At 56.6% G+C, this 17,902-nt stretch carries 18 protein-coding genes and 2 pseudogenes; 14 read left to right on the top strand and 6 right to left on the bottom strand.

Annotated features, from left to right (window positions below; genetic code table 11):
• Nucleotides 1–173 precede the first annotated feature (173 nt).
• The 5 genes from BN874_RS09255 (at nt 174) to BN874_RS09240 (ending at nt 3,472) form a co-directional block, all read left to right on the top strand.
• Nucleotides 174–521 carry a hypothetical protein gene (locus BN874_RS09255; RefSeq protein WP_154724833.1) on the top strand — a complete coding sequence of 116 codons (348 nt, stop codon included), beginning with the start codon at nt 174–176 and terminating at the stop codon, nt 519–521.
• A gap of 12 nt (nt 522–533) precedes the next feature.
• A complete protein-coding gene (locus tag BN874_RS09250; protein ID WP_034432353.1) occupies nt 534–1,055 on the top strand; it encodes a hypothetical protein in 522 nt (173 codons plus the stop codon).
• 250 nt (nt 1,056–1,305) lie between these two features.
• Nucleotides 1,306–1,485 (top strand): hypothetical protein, encoded by a 180-nt coding sequence (locus BN874_RS09245; RefSeq protein ID WP_034432352.1) that lies wholly within the window; start codon nt 1,306–1,308, stop codon nt 1,483–1,485.
• Nucleotides 1,486–1,642: 157 nt separating this feature from the next.
• Entirely contained in the window at nt 1,643–1,771 is a 129-nt protein-coding gene (locus tag BN874_RS26015; RefSeq protein WP_268258822.1) for a hypothetical protein, read from the top strand.
• A gap of 126 nt (nt 1,772–1,897) precedes the next feature.
• A complete protein-coding gene (locus tag BN874_RS09240) occupies nt 1,898–3,472 on the top strand; it encodes an ATP-binding protein (protein WP_268258821.1) in 1,575 nt (524 codons plus the stop codon).
• On the opposite strand, the gene BN874_RS26275 is transcribed toward BN874_RS09240, so the two are convergent.
• Nucleotides 3,419–3,580: a PIN domain-containing protein gene (locus BN874_RS26275; RefSeq protein ID WP_338140932.1), complete on the bottom strand. Its 162-nt coding sequence runs from the start codon at nt 3,578–3,580 to the stop codon at nt 3,419–3,421. The genes BN874_RS09240 and BN874_RS26275 overlap by 54 nt on opposite strands.
• Before the next feature lie 22 nt (nt 3,581–3,602).
• Nucleotides 3,603–3,806 carry a type II toxin-antitoxin system Phd/YefM family antitoxin gene (locus tag BN874_RS22455; RefSeq protein ID WP_051497643.1) on the bottom strand — a complete coding sequence of 68 codons (204 nt, stop codon included), beginning with the start codon at nt 3,804–3,806 and terminating at the stop codon, nt 3,603–3,605.
• Nucleotides 3,807–4,006: 200 nt separating this feature from the next.
• Between BN874_RS22455 and BN874_RS09230 the strand changes: the two genes are divergently transcribed.
• Together BN874_RS09230 and BN874_RS09225 are read left to right on the top strand one after the other, a co-directional pair.
• Entirely contained in the window at nt 4,007–6,013 is a 2,007-nt protein-coding gene (locus tag BN874_RS09230) for a DUF4214 domain-containing protein (protein ID WP_195912148.1), read from the top strand.
• Between the two features lie 141 nt (nt 6,014–6,154).
• Entirely contained in the window at nt 6,155–7,717 is a 1,563-nt protein-coding gene (locus BN874_RS09225; RefSeq protein ID WP_034432347.1) for an ATP-binding protein, read from the top strand.
• Between the two features lie 7 nt (nt 7,718–7,724).
• On the opposite strand, the gene BN874_RS09220 is transcribed toward BN874_RS09225, so the two are convergent.
• The 3 genes from BN874_RS09220 to BN874_RS09215 all read right to left on the bottom strand — a co-directional run bounded on the left by BN874_RS09220 (nt 7,725) and on the right by BN874_RS09215 (nt 8,512).
• Nucleotides 7,725–8,015 carry a type II toxin-antitoxin system VapC family toxin gene (locus BN874_RS09220; protein ID WP_034432344.1) on the bottom strand — a complete coding sequence of 97 codons (291 nt, stop codon included), beginning with the start codon at nt 8,013–8,015 and terminating at the stop codon, nt 7,725–7,727.
• Nucleotides 8,016–8,108: 93 nt separating this feature from the next.
• On the bottom strand, nt 8,109–8,249 hold the full coding sequence (locus BN874_RS25550; protein ID WP_154724831.1) for a PIN domain-containing protein: 141 nt from the start codon (nt 8,247–8,249) through the stop codon (nt 8,109–8,111).
• The gene (locus tag BN874_RS09215) at nt 8,249–8,512 is read right to left on the bottom strand and encodes an AbrB/MazE/SpoVT family DNA-binding domain-containing protein (protein ID WP_195912147.1); all 264 of its coding nucleotides are present in this window, start codon (nt 8,510–8,512) and stop codon (nt 8,249–8,251) included. The genes BN874_RS25550 and BN874_RS09215 overlap by 1 nt, the downstream gene beginning before the upstream one ends.
• Before the next feature lie 303 nt (nt 8,513–8,815).
• Between BN874_RS09215 and BN874_RS09210 the strand changes: the two genes are divergently transcribed.
• The 4 genes from BN874_RS09210 (at nt 8,816) to BN874_RS09195 (ending at nt 13,853) form a co-directional block, all read left to right on the top strand.
• Entirely contained in the window at nt 8,816–10,771 is a 1,956-nt protein-coding gene (locus BN874_RS09210; protein WP_034432342.1) for a DUF4214 domain-containing protein, read from the top strand.
• Nucleotides 10,772–10,913: 142 nt separating this feature from the next.
• Complete coding sequence (locus BN874_RS09205; protein WP_051497641.1) at nt 10,914–11,570, top strand: AAA family ATPase; 657 nt, start codon at nt 10,914–10,916, stop codon at nt 11,568–11,570.
• Between the two features lie 36 nt (nt 11,571–11,606).
• Complete coding sequence (locus tag BN874_RS09200; RefSeq protein ID WP_034432340.1) at nt 11,607–12,080, top strand: DUF4124 domain-containing protein; 474 nt, start codon at nt 11,607–11,609, stop codon at nt 12,078–12,080.
• Nucleotides 12,081–12,992: 912 nt separating this feature from the next.
• Complete coding sequence (locus BN874_RS09195) at nt 12,993–13,853, top strand: hypothetical protein (RefSeq protein WP_034432337.1); 861 nt, start codon at nt 12,993–12,995, stop codon at nt 13,851–13,853.
• A 153-nt stretch (nt 13,854–14,006) separates the two neighbouring features.
• Here BN874_RS09195 and gshA read toward each other — a convergent pair whose 3' ends face one another.
• On the bottom strand, nt 14,007–15,590 hold the full coding sequence (gene gshA, locus BN874_RS09190) for a glutamate--cysteine ligase (protein ID WP_034432335.1): 1,584 nt from the start codon (nt 15,588–15,590) through the stop codon (nt 14,007–14,009).
• A 108-nt stretch (nt 15,591–15,698) separates the two neighbouring features.
• Between gshA and BN874_RS09185 the strand changes: the two genes are divergently transcribed.
• From BN874_RS09185 to tnpA, 3 genes and pseudogenes are all read left to right on the top strand, one after another.
• Nucleotides 15,699–17,081 carry a leucyl aminopeptidase family protein gene (locus BN874_RS09185; protein WP_034432332.1) on the top strand — a complete coding sequence of 461 codons (1,383 nt, stop codon included), beginning with the start codon at nt 15,699–15,701 and terminating at the stop codon, nt 17,079–17,081.
• Between the two features lie 124 nt (nt 17,082–17,205).
• Nucleotides 17,206–17,286 (top strand): annotated as a pseudogene (locus BN874_RS25545) (IS200/IS605 family transposase); the annotation flags it as partial.
• Nucleotides 17,287–17,418: 132 nt separating this feature from the next.
• Nucleotides 17,419–17,766, top strand: a pseudogene (tnpA, locus tag BN874_RS09180) (IS200/IS605 family transposase); the annotation flags it as partial.
• Nucleotides 17,767–17,902 lie beyond the last annotated feature (136 nt).

Below are 17,902 nucleotides of genomic sequence, written 5' to 3'. Positions count from 1 at the left end.
CGGGTCAACTCGGGCATAGTGTCAGAATAGTGGATGTCGGGGAGGGTAGGTAGTTACTATTTTCCAATTATACTCAATCCACCGTTGATGTAATCAAGGCAGATGTAAATGGGGTCTCAATAGCAGTGAATATCCCTGTGCCTACCCATTTGCTGTCGTTTGAACGGCTCGAAATGTCAACCATCAGACCGTTTGCAGGAAGTAATGATGAAAAAACGGCAGAATGGGTTCGGAAAGGTCGGGATCTAGCAATAGATGCCCTTGAAAAGATAAGCAAAAATGGAAATTATACAGTTAGAGATGCTGCTATCGACGCACTCAAGGAGTTTGCCGATACTTTCCCGTATGAAGTCACAGGCGTCAGCAAGGAAAACGCAGATCGCGTTAGGAAAATCATCAGTCTCATAGGTTCAATCAGCACAAGGGCTGCCTGTACCATTGGACTTAACCCTTGGAGTTGTATGAGTTACCTCCTGAATAAGAGCGATATCGATAGGACAATCGATGCTTTTACTGATTAGGTTAAAAATAAAATGGCAGAGGTTAATAAGTCTATTACCGATGCCTATGATTTAAGCATGGCAGCTCAGGTAGGGTGTGACAGCCACTATCAAGGGAGGGAAGAGGAAATTAAAAAATGTTACCAACGATTGGGTAACGCATCTTCTGGGAAAAACGAGCCTGTGAAGGATACTGATCGTGATGCTGACGGTATAGATGACGCCTATGACGACGATGATGGCGTCGGGGAACTGAGAAAGATAGCAGCGTACCTAAATACCTATACAAGCGAGAAATGCGGTGGCGAGGGCTATAAAATAACACATGGTCTATGTGTTAAAAAAGATGATCCTCGCCTTCCAGGGGGTGATAAGGGGATTGCACCAGGGAAGTCTGGTTCGTTTCTCTGCGATGGAGGTGACTCAACAGGTTCGACTATCGCCAATGATTGCTTGAATTTAAAGGCACTCTATGAGGCAGAAGGATGTACTGTTAAACATGGTAATGAACCTTTATATGATCCAATGGACACACTTGTTATTGATTGCAGGTGAGCGTCATAGCACAGCCAAGTAGGGTATGCATTGTGCGTACCCTATTACCGCTCTTGATCTCTGCAACTTCCCCTTTCAAAACTTCGTAGGCTTAGCCGGGTAGGGTGGGCATCGCCCATCTTTGCCCTCAATCCGCTGAACCCGTTGGGCAGCGCGGCGCTTTGGCCTAACCGACTCCGCCAGCCAAAGCGGGGTGTGACTTAGAGAATCCAGACCGAGAAGTCGCCAGCATCTTCATGAGTTCATCGAAGTGGCTACTCGACGAGGCATCGGTTTGGGAAGTTTCGCTTGGGGTGAGTATCTGGCCGAGCAAGCGCCGGAGTTCCGCAATGGAAACCGCGAACTGTGGTGGGTTGCCCCGCTGCAAGGCCACCAAGGCGAGTCCGTACTACAGCGGATGCACAACCCGCTGATGGAGGCGGCGCACTGAGCCTGCTCGGCGTTCTGCGTTCCGGTACCAGGAAGGGTTTCTGGATCGCAACGGCCAGTAGGATGGGTGTGTTGCCGATAGCTGTTCCGCCTTCGGTCAGACCGGCGATCTCCCGGCGGCGGGCGACTGGAATGGCGATGGCAAGGCCAAGATCGGTGTGTTCCGCAACGGCACCTGGTTTCTCGACTATAACGGCAACGGCGCGTGGGACGGCTGCGGCGTAGACCGTTGCTATGCGGGCAGCTTCGGCCAAGCCGGGGATTTGCCGGTCGCGGGCAAGTGGTAAACGAATCACCCGCTCATTAGCCCCGCCCCGGCGGGGCTTTTTTGTGGTGGCGTTGCGCTATAGTCTCCTGCCACCATCCCCGCTGCCTCGGAGTCCGCTGCCATCAAAAAGAAACTGCCGATTGGCTTGCAAAACCTGCGTGAGATGCGCACCCAAGGCTACGTTTACATCGACAAGACCGCCCATGTCGCCCGGCTGGCCGAACAAGGTAAATACTACTTTTTGGCCCGACCGCGCCGCTTTGGCAAAAGCCTGTTGGTGGATACCTTGGCTGAAGCCTTCGCCGGCAGCCGCGAGTTATTCGAGGGGCTGTATCTGGAGCAGCATTGGGACTGGAGCCGAAAGTATCCGGTGCTGCGCTTTGACTTTGGCAGCGGCGTGTTGCGGTTTCGGGAGGAACTGGATGAACGGATCGGGGTGCAACTGGCCGAGCAGGCTCGGCAGCGGGGGCTGGTTCTGGAACGGGAAGGCATTGCCAGCCGCTTTGAAGAACTGGTATTGCGGCTGGCCGAGGCCACCGGTCAACCGGTGGTGCTGTTGATTGACGAATACGACAAGCCGATTCTGGATAATTTGAGCGAGCCGGAACGGGCGCGGGCGATGCGGGAAGGGCTGCGTAACTTCTACTCGGTGATCAAAAGCCTCGACCCGCATCTCAAATTCGTACTGCTCACCGGAGTCAGCAAGTTCTCCAAGGTCTCGCTGTTCTCCGGGTTGAACAACCTCAAGGATGTCACCCTCGATCCCCGTACTGCGACTGTGTGCGGTTACACCCATGCCGAGCTGATCAATAGTTTCGCCGACTATCTGGACGGGGTGGACTTGGAAGAAGTGCGGCGCTGGTACAACGGCTATAACTTCCTCGGCGAGCCGGTCTACAACCCGTTCGATGTGCTGCTGTACCTTGATAACCGCGAATTCAAGCCCTACTGGTTCGAGACCGGGACCCCGACCTTTTTGATTGAGTTATTGCGCCAGCGGCAGTTTGTCATTCCCGAAGCCGATGACTATTGGGCCAGCGAAGACCTGTTGGGCGCGTTCGAGGTCGGGGCGATTGAGCCGGAGGCGCTGTTGTTCCAGACCGGTTACGCCACGGTGCGCGAGCGGCAGGTGCGACCCAATGGCTTTCGCTACCGGCTGGGCTTTCCCAATCACGAGGTGCGGATCAGTTTGCCGCAGGCGATTCTGCGCCGCTATGTGCCGAGTCGGCGCGAGCAACAACGCGCCGAAGATCGGCTGTTTCAGGCGCTGGAGCAGGATGATCCCGCAGCCCTGCGTCCCGCGTTGCACGCCTTCTTTGCCTCGATCCCACATAACTGGTATCGCCGAAATAACCTGGCGGGTTATGAAGGCTATTGGGCGTCACTGGTCTATTGCCTGTTTGCCGCGCTGGGCGTCGAAACCCGCGCCGAAGAAGCCAGTCATCAAGGCCAAGTGGATTTGGTGATTGAGTATCAGGGGCGCGTCTGGCTACTGGAATTCAAGCTGGCCGAGGCCGACGACGGGCAACGGGCGCTGGATCAGATTAAAACCAAGGGCTATCACTTGCGCTATGCCGGGCAACCGGTGACCTTGATTGGGATGGATTTCAGCCGCGAGCAGCGCAATCTGGTCGGGTTTGCCTGGGAGCGGATTGAGGAAACGGCCTCAGACCGTCGCTCTGAGGATTCTGAGATGCCCCGCCGCCCCATAATCCAGTAGCGGCTGATCTTCGGTCACCAGAACTGCGCCTGACTGCCGGGCCGTGGCGGCAATAATGCGGTCAGCCGGATCCGCGTGAACGGCTCCGGGCAGGCGGGTGCTGGCCACGGCAACCTCGGGTGAGAGCGGCTCAAGCCGGATGCCCGGCAACGCCAAAGTCGGGGGGCATCGGCACCCGTTTCGCCAGCGCCTTACCGTGCTTGGTCATCGGCACCCGTTTCGCCAGCGCCTTACCGTGCTTGGTAATGACCAAGGACTCACCGGTTGCGGCGACATCGTCCAGAAGTTTCAGGCACTTGGCTTTGAAATCACCTGCGGCAATCGCGGTTTGCATCAAGTTACTCCTATGGTCACGAACTAGGGTCATTTTAACCTATGCCGCGTCAATGGAAGATTAAAGTGTGATCGAGTTCACAGACAACGGGCCGGGTATCGCTTAAAATCAAACCTTCAACCATCGCCCTTTTGACAGGAGAAATTCCCATGTTTTGTCGGCAGTTACCCCCCCCCGTATCATTTAAGTTACTAATAGCCTTGAGCTTATTTTCCAGCCTGTCCATCGTCCAAGCCGCCACCTTCACCGTCACCACCCTCAACGACAGCGGTGCCGGTTCGCTGCGCCAAGCCGTGATCGACGCCAACGCCAACCTCGGTACGGATACGATTGCCTTCCAAGCCGGCTTGACCGGAACCATTACTCTGACTTCCGGGGAAATCCAGATCACGGACATCCTGACCCTTAACGGCCCTGGCGCAAGCGTATTGGCGATCAGCGGCAATCAAGCTTCACGGATTTTCTACGCCACTTCGGCGATGAGTGGAAAAGCACTGACGATTAACCAGTTAACCCTGAAAAACGGTATTTACGGCGGCAGCGGCATCTATAGTGTCGGCAGCCGGCTAACGGTGAACCAATGCGTCTTGTCTGATAATAAAGAGGCCGGGCTTTATGCGGTGGGCGGCGCTGTAGTGGTGAACAACAGCACGTTCTCCGGCAACTCCAACCGGTACGCCGGCGGAGGATTAGCGATCCAGGATGCGCCGACCGTTGTTAATGACAGTACCTTCATCAGCAATTCAGCAGGCGACTACGGCGGCGGGATTATTGCGCGGACTAGCAACCTAACGGTGAACAACAGCACCTTGGCCTACAACTCGGCGGTCAATTGGGGAGGCGGGATAGCCAGCTATGATAGTACGGTGACGTTGAACAACAGCACCGTGTTCGGCAACTCGGCGAGCGGCGGCGGGGGGATCGCTACGGGTTACTATGGCAACACCCGTGTGAACAACAGCACGGTGTCGGGCAACTCGGCGACCACCGGCGGGGGGATGTCTCTCGCTGAGCGGGGGGCATCCTACACTGTCACCCTCGCCAACAGCATTGTGGCCGGCAACTCGGCCGCGACCGGTAAAGAAATCTATCGGACGCCGGAGAACACTGGGATATTCACATCCCTCGGCCACAACCTGTTTGGCGAAAGCGGCGCGGATGGACTGGTGAATGTCACCAAGGCCGCAACCGACCTGGTGTTGCCCGGAGCAATTGCCACCGCGATTGGCGACCTTGCCAATAACGGCGGACCCACGCAAACGCTGCTCCCAGTCGCCGGCAGTCTCGCCATTGACCACGGCGATAACGCCCTGATTCCCGCCGGCGTCACCACCGACCAGCGTGGCGTGGGTTTCCCGCGCATCGTCAATACCACCGTGGACATCGGTGCAGTGGAGGCCGGAACGCTGCCGCCCGCTCAAGCCTTGATTGAAAGCTACTACCAAACGATTTTAGGGCGAACCCCGGATGCGGCGGGGGTGGCCTACTGGAAGAGCGAAACCAATCGGACCCAACGACTGGGTCTGGACATCAAAGACGTATTCCGGGTCATGGCCGGGATTTTCTTCACCAGTGCCGAATACCTCAATCGCCCTGCCCTCTTGGCCAGTGGCGAAATCCACCTTCTCAGCACCGGCGATGCCCAATACATTACGGATCTCTACCGCACCTTCTTCCAGCGCGACCCCGACCCCGACGGGCTGAGCTATTGGACCCAACCGCTGGCGGAGGGTCTACCGCGTAGCATGGTGCTCTACAACTTTGTGTTCTCGAAAGAATTTGACGGCACCATGCAAAAGCAATTCGGCGACACCCCGGCCCGCAGTGAAGACGCCACCATCGGCGACTTCTACCGGGGCTACCTCAACCGGCTGCCGGACGACGACGGCTTCGCCTTCTGGCAAGGCCGCTTCCGCACCGCCCAATGCACCAACGCTGACGCGGTACGCGCCGAAGTCGAATCGATCTCCAACCAATTCCAGGCCGGCACTGAATACGCCACCCGCCAGCGTAGCCCGGGCGATTACGTCTCTGACCTGTATTACGCCTTCCTGCGGCGGGGCGGCGACCTGGCCGGATACAACTACTGGGTCAACCAAATCAGCAGCCAAAGCGCCACCCGTGACCAGGTTCGGCAAGCCTTCGTCAACTCCTCCGAGTTCCAGACCCGGGTCAGCCAAATCATCGACCAAGGCTGCGCACCTTAACCCGCAGTCATCCGGGAAGGAGGGCCATGCCCACCCTCCCCGGTCCCTCATCCCCCCAGCCTTTACGGAGAGCCGGGGGGTATTCCCGGTTTAGGCTATAGTCTGCGGCCATGATCCCCTGCCCGGTCGGAGCCTGCCGCCATGAAATCCAAATTACCCATCGGCTTGCAAAACCTGCGTGAGATGCGCACCCAAGGCTACGTCTATATCGATAAGACCGCTCATGTCGCCCGGCTGGCCGAGGAAGGCAAATACTACTTTCTGGCTCGACCGCGCCGCTTTGGTAAAAGCCTGCTGGTGGATACTTTGGCCGAAGCCTTCGCCGGCAGCCGCGAGTTATTCGAGGGGCTGTATCTGGAGCAGCATTGGGATTGGAGCCGAAAATATCCGGTGTTGCGCTTTGACTTCGGCAGCGGCGTGTTGCGGTTCCGGGAGGAACTGGATAAACGGATCGGGGTGCAACTGGCCGAGCAGGCTCGGCAGCGGGGGCTGGTTCTGGAACGGGAAGGCATTGCCAGCCGCTTTGAAGAACTGGTATTGCGGCTGGCCGAGGCCACCGGTCAACCGGTGGTGCTGTTGATTGACGAATACGACAAGCCGATTCTGGATAATTTGAGCGAGCCGGAACGGGCGCGGGCGATGCGCGAAGGGCTGCGTAACTTTTATTCAGCGATCAAGAGTCTGGATCCGCATCTCAAGTTCGTGCTGCTGACTGGCGTCAGCAAGTTCTCCAAGGTGTCGCTGTTTTCCGGGTTGAACAACCTCAAGGATGTCACCCTCGATCCCCGCACGGCGACTGTGTGCGGTTACACCCATGCCGAGCTGATCAATAGTTTCGCCGACTATCTGGACGGGGTGGACCTGGAAGAAGTGCGGCGCTGGTACAACGGCTATAACTTCCTCGGCGAGCCGGTCTACAACCCCTTTGACATTCTGCTGTATCTCGATAACCGTGAATTCAAGCCCTACTGGTTTGAGACCGGCACCCCGACCTTTTTGATTGAGCAACTTCGCGCCCGGCATATTCATCTGCCCACCCTGGAAGGGCTGTGGCTGGAGGAGGAATTGCTGGGCCGGTTCGATGTGGATAGCATCGAACCGGAGACCCTGCTGTTTCAAACCGGCTATCTGACCATTCAGGAACGGATTTGGGAGTTTGACACCTACCGCTACCGGCTGGGTTATCCCAACCGCGAAGTGCGGGTCAGCCTGCCTCGCGCCGTACTGAATCGTTATGTCCCGGACATCATGGCCAAGGAACGCACTCGCGACCGGATCGGCCACGCCCTGAAACAGGACGATCCGGCGGCGCTGGAACCGGCGTTTCAGACGTTCTTTGCCTCCATTCCCCACAACTGGTATCGCCGGAATAACCTGGCCGGCTACGAAGGCTATTGGGCGTCACTGGTGTATTGCCTGTTTGCGGCGCTGGGGGTCGAAACCCGCGCCGAAGAAGCCAGTCATCAGGGTCAGGTGGATTTAGTGATTGAATATCAGGGACGAATCTGGCTACTGGAATTCAAGCTGGCCGAGGCCGACGACGGGCAACGGGCGCTGGATCAGATCAAGACGCGGGGCTATCACTTGCGCTATATCGGGCAACCGGTGACGCTGATCGGGATGGATTTCAGCCGCGAGCAGCGCAATCTGGTGGGGTTTTCCTGGGAGCGGATTGAGGAAACGCCAACTACGGCTCAACCATAGGGTCGTATTATTTATCGGGCAGAAGCCATTGTCGCAGCACTTCGGCAGGGATCGCCGAAAAATGGGTGTCGCGGTGTACCAAGGTGGCCTCCGCCAGCACTGCGGTTGCCGCAATGAGGGCGTCGCCATTCGGCAGACGCCGACCAGCCACTCGCCTCAGCGCAATGGCTTGAGTGACCACCGCTTCATCGACCACCCGAACCTGATCAACGATCTGCCGGTAGCGTTCCCAAATGTCCTCAAACTGCTCGCCGTGGTCTCGTGCATGGAGCGCGGCAAACAGTTCAAGCGCCGACATTATGCTTAAACAGGACTTTCGCCAAGCCCCTTAAATTCGTCATACCCGCGAAAGCGGGTATCCAATTTTTTCAGTGGCTTACTGGATTCCCGCTTACGCGGGAATGACGGAAAGCGAAAGTCCTGTTAAATTTACTACCGCTTGCGGATCATGAAACAGCGCTCGTACCTGATCAGCGCCCGGCTCGGCGAACAGGTGCGCGAACAAGGCCGATGAATCCAACAGGAACTTCATCATGGCGCTCCGTCGTTATCCTCGCGGCTCCGCTCTTCGATCAGGCGGGCAACCGGATCATCACCGGGGTGGAGCCCGCCCCGCCCCAGTCCTTGCAGACGATCCGCCAATTCTCCCCGGCTCGGTAACAGCTTGACCCGCAGAACGCCGCCTTGCTCCTGAATCCACTCCAACTGGGTACCGGGCTTGATGTTAAGGGCGTGGGCCAGTTCAGCAGGAAGAGCGACCTGATTTTTTTCAGCAACGGTAGTTATCAATGGCAATAATTTCAACCTAGGTGCAGGAACAGAGAGTTGAGAGCAATAGCTTTGATTGTATCGGTTCTTTGTAGGAGGCCTTGAAAAGTTGCGCCGTGTCATCCACAGTCAAGCTAGTCACATTCCAATATGGTCTTTATCCACCCCACGCCCTTATGGCAGGAGAAATTCCCATGTTTTGTCGGCAGTTACCCCCCCCCAAACGTATCATTTAAGTTACTAATAGCCTTAGGCTTATTTTCCAGCCTGTCCATCGCCCAAGCCGTAACCTTCACGGTCACTAATCTCAACGACAGCGGTATCGGTTCGTTGCGACAGGCGATTCTCGACGCCAATAACGCCACCGCCACCGACGACACCATCGTGTTCCAGGCCGGCCTCAGCGGCCTGCTGTTGACCAGCGGCGGCATGACCATCACCGGCAATCTTGTCATCAACGGGCCGGGGACGAACCTGACGATTAACGGCAACAACGCAACGCGGATTTTCACGGTTAACAGTGGCAAGACCGTCACCCTCTCTGATCTGAAGCTCCAAAATGGCGGGATTCAGAACAGCGGTACGCTGACTCTCAGCAATAGCACGATTCAATCCAGCACTTGGAACAATAGCAACGGTGGTGCTATTACCAACAGTAGTGGGACGCTAACGGTGAACAATAGTACCTTATCCGGTAATTCCAGTAGCGGCGGCTCTGGCGGAGCTATTTACTCCGACAGCGGTAAACTGATTATAAACAATAGTGTGCTTTCTGATAATTCTGCTGGATATGGTGGCGGAATTTACAGCTATATTGGGACATTAGCGGTGAATAACAGCACATTGTCCGGTAACTCAGCCAATGAAGGTGGTGGTATTTACAATGGACATGGCCTTTCATCCTTAACGGTTAATAGCAGCACTCTGTTTGGTAACACAGCTTCGCGTGGTGGTGGCGGTATCTACCATGATGGTGGAACGATGATTATGCATAATAGCACCCTGTCTGGTAATTCAGCTTTGGAAAATTCTTCTTCCGGCGGCTATGGCGGTGGCGGCATCTATATACGAGGTACAGCAACCATAATTAGTAGCACATTGTCTAGCAATTCCGCTCCAGCGTTATCAGCAAGGGGCGGTGGTATTCGCTCAACTGGGGTGCTGTCCATCGGTAATAGCCTAGTTGCTGGTAACGCATCGTCGACAGGTAAGGAAGTATTTAATAGTGGCACCTTCACCTCACTGGGTAACAACCTGTTCGGCGAGAACGGCAGTTCGGGATTGGTGAACGCCAATCCCATCAACAGTGACCAGATTCTGCCCGGCCTTATTGGCACCGCCATCGGCCCGCTGGCCAACAACGGCGGTTCCACCCTGACCTATTTGCCGGTCGCCGGCAGCCCGATGATCGACGCCGGTAATGACCTTTTGATTCCGCAGGGCGTCACTACGGATCAGCGTGGCTATGGCCCGCGTATTGTCGGGAGCGCGGTGGACATTGGGGCGGTGGAAGTGGGTGCGCTTCCGCCCGATCAAGCCTTGATCAACGACTACTACCAGGCGATTTTAGGCCGACCCTCGGATACCGCTGGCGCTGCCTTCTGGAAGAGCGAAGCCGACCGGGCGCGCAGCCTGGGTCTGGACCTCAAAGACGTGTTCCGGGTGATCGCGAATCGCTTCTTCACCGATGCGGAATACCTCAACCGCACCACCAGCAATGCCCAGTACGTCACCGACCTCTACCACACCTTCTTCAAGCGCGAACCCGACAACGGCGGTCTGGCCTATTGGACCCAACCGCTGACTGCGGGTCTGCCGCGCAGCGTGGTGCTGTTCAGCTTCCTATTCTCGGCTGAATTCGACGACCTTATGCAAAGCCTGTTTGGCGACACCGCCGCCCGGAGCGAACTTGCCACTGTGGGCGATTTCTACCGGGGCTTCCTCAACCGTCTGCCCGACAATGACGGCTTTGCCTTCTGGATCGGCCGCTTCCGCGTCGCGCAATGCACCAACGCCACCGCCGTGCGCGCCGAAGTAGAGTCCATCTCCAGCCAGTTCCTCGCCAGCACTGAATATACCAGCCGTCAGCGCAGCGACCGTGATTTCATCGCCGACCTGTACTACGTCTTCCTGCGGCGGGGAGGCGATGTGACCGGCTTCAATTATTGGGTTGACCTGCTCAGCAACGGAGCCTTCACCCGCGACCAGGTACGGCAAGAATTCGTCAAAGCCGCAGAGTTCCAGACCCGGGTCAGCCAAATCATCGGCCAAGGCTGCGCGCCTTAACCCTCGGTCATCCGGGAAGGGGGGCCATGCCCACCCTCCCCGGTCCCTCATCCCCCCAGCCTTTACGGAGAGCCGGGGGTATTCCCGGTTTTGGCTATATAGTCTGCGGCCATGATCCCCTGCCCGGTCGGAGCCTGCCGCCATGAAACCCAAATTACCCATCGGCTTGCAAAACCTGCGTGAGATGCGCACTCAGGGCTACGTTTACATCGACAAGACCGCCCATGTCGCCCGGCTGGCCGAACAAGGTAAATACTACTTTTTGGCCCGACCGCGCCGCTTTGGCAAAAGCCTGTTGGTGGATACCTTGGCTGAAGCCTTCGCCGGCAGCCGCGAGTTATTCGAGGGGCTGTATCTGGAGCAGCATTGGGATTGGAGCCGGAAGTATCCGGTGCTGCGCTTTGACTTTGGCAGCGGCGTGTTGCGGTTCCGGGAGGAACTGGATGAACGGATCGGGGTGCAACTGGCCGAGCAGGCTCGGCAGCGGGGGCTGGTTCTGGAACGGGAAGGCATTGCCAGCCGCTTTGAAGAACGGGTATTGCGGCTGGCCGAGGCCACCGGTCAACCGGTGGTGCTGTTGATTGACGAATACGACAAGCCGATTCTGGACAACCTGAGCGAGCCGGAACCAGCGGCGGTGCTGGCCATGCCCGGCGCGCATTACCACGCTTACGGCAAAGCGCCCCGCCCCGGACGCAAGGTCGGGCATCTGACGCTGCGGGCGGACGATGCCGCGGTGCTGGCGCATGGACTGAAACGGTTGTTGCTGCGGGTAGGTCTTGAGGCGGATGCGATTTAGTGGGCAGTCATCACCCTTTACTAAAAAGGAACGATCATGCGGCATCCCATGATTCTCGCCGCTGTGCTGCTGCTGAGTCTGACGGCTCAGGCGCAAGTCTATAAATGGACCGATAGCGACGGGAAAATTCATTATGGCAATCAGCCCCCTGCTGAGGGCCAACCGGCACAGACGCTGGATATTCCATCGCGGCCGACCCCGGAAGGCGGGGTTAATAACGTCCGTACTCTGGAACGGGCCAAACAGGAATTGCGCGAGTTGCGGGCAACCAGTCGCGGCGTTCCGGTTGGCGAACTGGATCGCCCTGCGTCCCGGAAAAAGAGCGGCAAGACCCAAGAGCCTGTTTACATTGGTTATGAAGATCGGATCAGAATTGACAGTCTCAACAGCGAGATCCAGCGGTTGTCTTCTTCAACCATCGGCAGCGTCAGCAGCCGCGCCCGCGAAATCCACGCCGCCAAGGATGAACTGCGGCAGATTTACCGCAAATACGGCATCAGAAGGCCATGAAAACCTGCTGGACATTGTGCCTAAATGTCAATAGTGTGGTGTGTGTCTAAATTCAGACCACACCCACCAGCCCTCCCGGCGAAGGAATCCCCATGTCAGGCCGTCAGTTACCCCCCCCATTGCATTTATATTATTGATTTTATTAGTTATTTTTAGCATTCCCGCCGGAGCGGCTACCTTCACCGTCACCAACCTCAACGACAAGGAATGCCAAGGCGCACTTGCAAAATTAGGACGCTGCTCTATAAGTTGTTGTGGGAACCTTTCATAAAGGTTTCTTTTTTCACCGACTAGGCGTAATTCAAAAATGCATCATCTATACGAGGAAAAGCAGATATGATTACTCAGAGTTTTCTTAAATTCATCATTGGCACCCTGCTTGGAATGCTGTTGACCATCAGTGTGCAGGCCGTGCCTGTTTCATCCATACCCTATTTTTTCCGTACAAACATCATGAATCCGGATGGAAGCGTGGTGGACTTGCTGTTGATTGGCACGACCGTGAATCCTGTGCAAAACACGAGCGCCGTTGCCACACAAGGTGCCACCAACTTGGTCCTGCAAAGCGACGCTTTTGGCGAACTGAGTACAAGCTTGCCTTATAACCCGGCCCAACTAGGTCCTTGGACGATCACGGCAACTAATGGATCCGATACAACGACAAGTGCCACACGCAATCTATTCGAGGTGCAAGCTCTGCCGTTTGTCAGCAACATCAATCTGTCCGGTACCTTACTGACGCCCACACTGACGTGGGTATTGCCGGTGACAAGCGTGCCTTATACTCGGATTAGAGTGAGGGTTATAGATTCCGCCACAGGATCTATAGTTTTTACTTCCTTCGGATTGCCTACAATTACCACAACTTTCACACTTCCCAGCGCGGTTTTGCAGCCAAATCGAGTCTACTTGATGCGCGTCATGCTGGAAGATGCGGTTGGCAATACGAGTGCTGGCATTATCAACCGTTCTGATACCCGTGTTAACTATTCAACGGTCAGTACTGCGATGGGCTCCGCTGTGGGTGTATTCCGCAACGGTCAGTGGTTCTTGGACGCCAACGGTAACGGCACTTGGGAGGGCTGCGGCACCGAGTTCTGCTTCACTGGCTTTGGTCAGGCCGGGGACATGCCGGCCTCCGGCAACTGGGATGGCGGCAGCAAGAGCTACATCGGGGTATTGCGCTCCGGCACCGGGGAATGGTTCGTAGACCTCAATGGCAACCGGAAATGGGACGGCTGCGTCGCTGACGGTTGTTATGTCGGCTTTGGCGCGCCCGGCGATTTACCCGTAGCGGGCGATTGGCATGGCACCAGTGTCGCCAAGATCGGGGTGTTTCGTAACGGGCAGTGGTTTCTGGATGCCAATGGCAATGGGAAATGGGACGGCTGTAGCGCCGATTTGTGCCTGAGCTTCGGCCAAGCCCTTGATCTACCGGTGGCGGGGAATTGGAACGGCGGCGTTCCGGCTGGGGTCGGCGTATTCCGCGCCGGGACCTGGTATCTGGACTACAACGGCAACGGAAAATGGGACGGTTGCCAGCAGGACGGCGGGCAGGATCTCTGTCTCTACGGCAGCTTCGGCCAAACGGGCGATCTCCCGGCTGCGGGGGACTGGAACGGCGACGGCAAAGCCAAGGTCGGGGTATTCCGCAATGGCACCTGGTTCCTCGACTATAACGGCAATGGGAAATGGGACGGTTGCGACGTGGATCGCTGCTACTTCGGCAGCTTCGGCCAGCAAGGAGATTTGCCGGTCGCCGGCAAGTGGTAAAACTCTCCCAGACTCGCCAATAGCTTCACTCCCGGTAGCTTCACCCCTGCCGGGAGCCTTGAAGAGATGACGGTCAAAAATTAAGCCGGGGATCGCACCCCGGCTTTTTTAATGCGGCGGCAAGAACTCAGGGTGTTCGTTTCATGGCTAAGCTCAGTCGTCGGACTGAGCGAAATACCGCTGCAAAAATTCCTCGAAAGGTACTTCATCCGCTGCCTCAAGCTTCGCCTGCTCGCGCAAGGACTGCTCTGCCGCTGTGGTGAAAAAAGTGACCTGCGCTTGATCCAGCGGTTGCGATTGCAAGGTATTGCGGTGCTGCTCCGACCAGCGCCGGGCGTAGCGAAAGAAATTTTCGCCACCGGCGCGCATCTCGGCCAGAATGCGGGCAGACGGGGTGCGGTCGGGATTAGCCAGCACCTCGCGCTGTTCAGCCAGCGCTGCTGCATAGGGTTGTCCACTCTCGCCGTTGTCCAGCAGCGCGCTAATCGGTTGCAACGCGCTCAGAATTTCCCCCGCCCAGAGCCGTACTGGTACTGCTGAATCCCGGCGGCGTTGCAGCATCAATGCCGGATCGCGGCCATTCAGCGCCACCGCCATCTGGTTATCGTCAATCATTTGCCGCTCCGCAGCATCCAGCGGCGGCGATTCGTTCAGCAGACAAAACAGCAGCAACAGTTCCAGAAACCGCAGTTGTGTAGCGGTAACTCCTAACGGTTCCAGCGGATTGATGTCTACCGAGCGCAATTCCACATAGCGCACTCCACGCCGTTGCAGTGCCAATACCGGTTTCTCATTACCATGTGGCGGCTGTTTGGGCCGCATCGAGGCGTAATACTCATTCTCAATCTGCAAAATATTGGTATTGAGCTGGCGATATTCGCCGTCCACTTTGACCCCAATTTGCTCATAAGGCGGCCATGGGGTATTGACCGCCTGGGTCAGGCTGGCAATGTACTGGGGCAGCGAGTTGTAGCAGACGTTGACGCCGCTTTTCTTCTCAGTGCGGTTGGTATAGCCGACGTTACTCATCCGCAGCGAGGTGGCGTAAGGCCCATAACAGGTGTGATCGTCAAATTCGAGCAAGGGGGTCGCTTTGCCATCAAGAAACGATTTACACACGGCTGGAGAAGCGCCGAATAAATACAGAATCAGCCAGCCGAAGCGTTGCAGATTGCGGATCAGGCCAAAATAGGATTCTGAACGAAAATCCTGTAGCGAGCGGCGGTCGCCTTCCAGGTGCTGAAACGCGGTCCAGAATTCATCCGACAGCGAGAAATTGAAGTGAATCCCGGCGATGACCTGCATAATCCGTCCATAACGCCACGCCAGTCCACGCCGGTAAACATGCTTCATCTGGCCCAGATTGGAACGGCCATAATCACCCAGCGGGATGCTGGCCTCACCGTTGACAATACAGGGCATACTGGCCGCCCACAGCAATTCATCGCCGATATGGCGGTAGACAAAGCGATGGATGTCGTTCAGAAAGCGCAGCATTTCATCCACTCCGGCCAGCGGCGGAGTGATAAATTCCAGCAGCGCCTCGGAATAATCGGTGGTGATATAAGGATGGGCCAACGCCGAACCTAACGCGGTGGGATGGGACGCTTGGGAGATGGAACCGTCCGGGATCACCCGCAGCGTTTCCCGTTCCAGGCCGACCAGGCGGCCTTTGAACAAAGCGCGAGAATCGGTATGCAACAGCCGGGACAACCGCTGGTCGAGAACTGGATACAAGAGGTTGATCTCACAATTTGGGAATAAGGTGCGGGATTTTGCGCCGATTACCGGTAAAAATCATTTCACGGCGGCCATAGCGTCGCCCTTTGGATGAGCGAGAAGCTGATGAAGGATAGTTTACTGCTCCATCGTACACCCGGCTGCATTCCACTGATTCCGGTAGTTAAAAGCCAGTTTAACGCTTGGCTGGAACAGCAGGACGACGTTTTACGATGCTGGCTGACCGCGACCGGCTTCAAAGCCAAACCGGGCAGTTTCAGCCTGATGGCCGCCGCTGATGGTCAGTTGCGGAGGGTCATGGTCGGCATTGCCAATGCCGACGATCTTTGGGCCTTGGGCGGATTGTCGGTCAATCTGCCGGAAGCCGATTATTTTCTTGATGCTGCTTTTGCCCCCTGCCAATTGGAGCGGCTGGCTTTGGGCTGGGCGTTGGGTGGGTATCAGTTCAGCCGTTACAAAACCCCGCAACGAAAACCGGCGCGGCTGGCACTTGATCCCGCTTGTGATGCCGAACGGATTCAGCGCCAGGTCGCGGCCATCACTCTGGTGCGCGATCTGATCAATACACCGGCTGCGGACATGATGCCGGAACACTTGGCCGAGGTCATGCTGGTGCTGGGATCGGAATTCGGCGCGGCGGTGGAACAAACGGTCGGCGAGGAATTATTGGCGCGCAATTTCCCGCTGATTCATGCGGTGGGCCGGGCCAGCCTTCACCCGCCCCGCCTGCTGGATCTGCGCTGGGGTGATCCGAACCATCCCAAAGTGACGTTGATTGGCAAGGGCGTTTGTTTCGACAGCGGCGGTCTGGATTTGAAACCGTCCAGCGCGATGCGACTGATGAAGAAGGATATGGGCGGCGCGGCGACTGTGTTGGGGCTGGCGCGGCTGATCATGAGCAGTGGTCTGCCGGTACGGTTGCGAGTGCTGGTGGCGGCAGTAGAAAATGCGGTAGCGGGCAATGCGTTTCGGCCCGGCGATGTGATCCGCTCGCGCCAAGGACTAACGATTGAAATTCATAATACCGACGCCGAAGGTCGGCTGGTTCTCTGCGATGCGCTGGCGGAAGCGGCTACCGAACAGCCTGCGGTGATGCTGGATTTCGCTACGCTGACCGGCGCAGCGCGAGTCGCACTAGGGACTGAGCTTCCGGCGCTGTTCTGTAACGATGACGAGTTAGCTAATGAGCTGCTGGCAGCGGCAGAACGTGAGCAGGACCCGTTTTGGCGCTTGCCACTGCATCAACCCTACCGGACGCTGCTCGACAGCAAAATCGCTGACCTTGCCAATGCTGCGGAGTCATCCTATGCCGGCGCGATTACAGCGGCGCTATTTCTGAAGGAATTTGTACCCGCCGGGATGCCGTGGGCGCATTTTGACTTGATGGCCTGGAATCTCAAGTCCCAGCCCGGACGACCGGAAGGCGGTGAGGCGATGAGTCTGCGGGCAGTATTTGGCTGGCTGGAACAGCGCTATGGCGGTAGTTAACGTGAGTTATTTTTTAATTAAATAGGTAAACCTCCGGCTAAGCCGGGGGACTCCCATGGGTTTGACCGTTCCGGGGGTCAGTTGGATTCTCTACGGTCCCTTCAACGACCGAGGTGAATTCACCATGGCAGCGTATCGAAGTCTGAGTTACACAAAGTGGGATTGCAAATATCCTATTGTTTTCATTCCCAAGCGGCGGAAGAAAGTGATCCAGGACTTTCGCTTTCCGTCATTCCCGCGTAGGCGGGAATCCAGTAAGCCGCTGAAAAGACTGACTGGATACTCGCTTTCGCGGGTATGACGAATTTACGGGTTTAGCGAAAGTCCTGTGATCTATGGTCAGGTCAGAAGGATGCTCGGAGAGATGTTTCACGAATGAGCGAGCCACCAAGACGTTGAAATTGTCGAAGGGCATCTGCGGCCTGATCATGTTCATATGTGCTTAAGGGTACCGCCGAAATACGCGGTATCGAATGTCGTTGGATATCTGAAAGGGAAGAGCGCGATTATGATTGCTCGTTTTTTTGTGGGAAAGGAGAGAAATTTCACAGGCGAGAACTTTTGGGCGAGGGGTTACTTTGTCTCCACGGTCGGACTCGATGAAGCGACAGTCACTGAGTACATTCGGAACCAGGAAGCCGAAGAAGATCGCTACGAACAGTTGAAGCTGCGGATGCCGCTTTGAGCGGCCCTATAAGTCCACGACCCCTTTGAGGGGTTCACCCAATAAGCCCCCAGCTTTGCCGGGGGTCATTTAACTTTCTTGGTTAAACCGCAACGCAAGCTATAGCGCATGGACAACATCATTTACTACCCAACGC

This window comes from Candidatus Contendobacter odensis Run_B_J11 (assembly GCF_000531125.1).
Classification (GTDB): domain Bacteria; phylum Pseudomonadota; class Gammaproteobacteria; order Competibacterales; family Competibacteraceae; genus Contendibacter; species Contendibacter odensensis.
This window is presented reverse-complemented; position numbering and strand designations above follow the sequence as displayed.

Bases quoted from the DNA above. Each gene is read 5' to 3' on its own strand.
- BN874_RS09255 (WP_154724833.1), top strand. From the start codon at position 174: ATGTCAACCATCAGACCGTTTGCAGGAAGTAATGATGAAAAAACGGCA.
- BN874_RS09250 (WP_034432353.1), top strand. From the start codon at position 534: ATGGCAGAGGTTAATAAGTCTATTACCGATGCCTATGATTTAAGCATG.
- BN874_RS22455 (WP_051497643.1), bottom strand. From the start codon at position 3,806: ATGCAAACCGCGATTGCCGCAGGTGATTTCAAAGCCAAGTGCCTGAAA.
- BN874_RS09225 (WP_034432347.1), top strand. From the start codon at position 6,155: ATGAAATCCAAATTACCCATCGGCTTGCAAAACCTGCGTGAGATGCGC.
- BN874_RS09220 (WP_034432344.1), bottom strand. From the start codon at position 8,015: ATGTCGGCGCTTGAACTGTTTGCCGCGCTCCATGCACGAGACCACGGC.
- BN874_RS25550 (WP_154724831.1), bottom strand. From the start codon at position 8,249: ATGAAGTTCCTGTTGGATTCATCGGCCTTGTTCGCGCACCTGTTCGCC.
- BN874_RS09205 (WP_051497641.1), top strand. From the start codon at position 10,914: ATGAAACCCAAATTACCCATCGGCTTGCAAAACCTGCGTGAGATGCGC.
- BN874_RS09200 (WP_034432340.1), top strand. From the start codon at position 11,607: ATGCGGCATCCCATGATTCTCGCCGCTGTGCTGCTGCTGAGTCTGACG.
- BN874_RS09195 (WP_034432337.1), top strand. From the start codon at position 12,993: ATGCGCGTCATGCTGGAAGATGCGGTTGGCAATACGAGTGCTGGCATT.
- BN874_RS09185 (WP_034432332.1), top strand. From the start codon at position 15,699: ATGAAGGATAGTTTACTGCTCCATCGTACACCCGGCTGCATTCCACTG.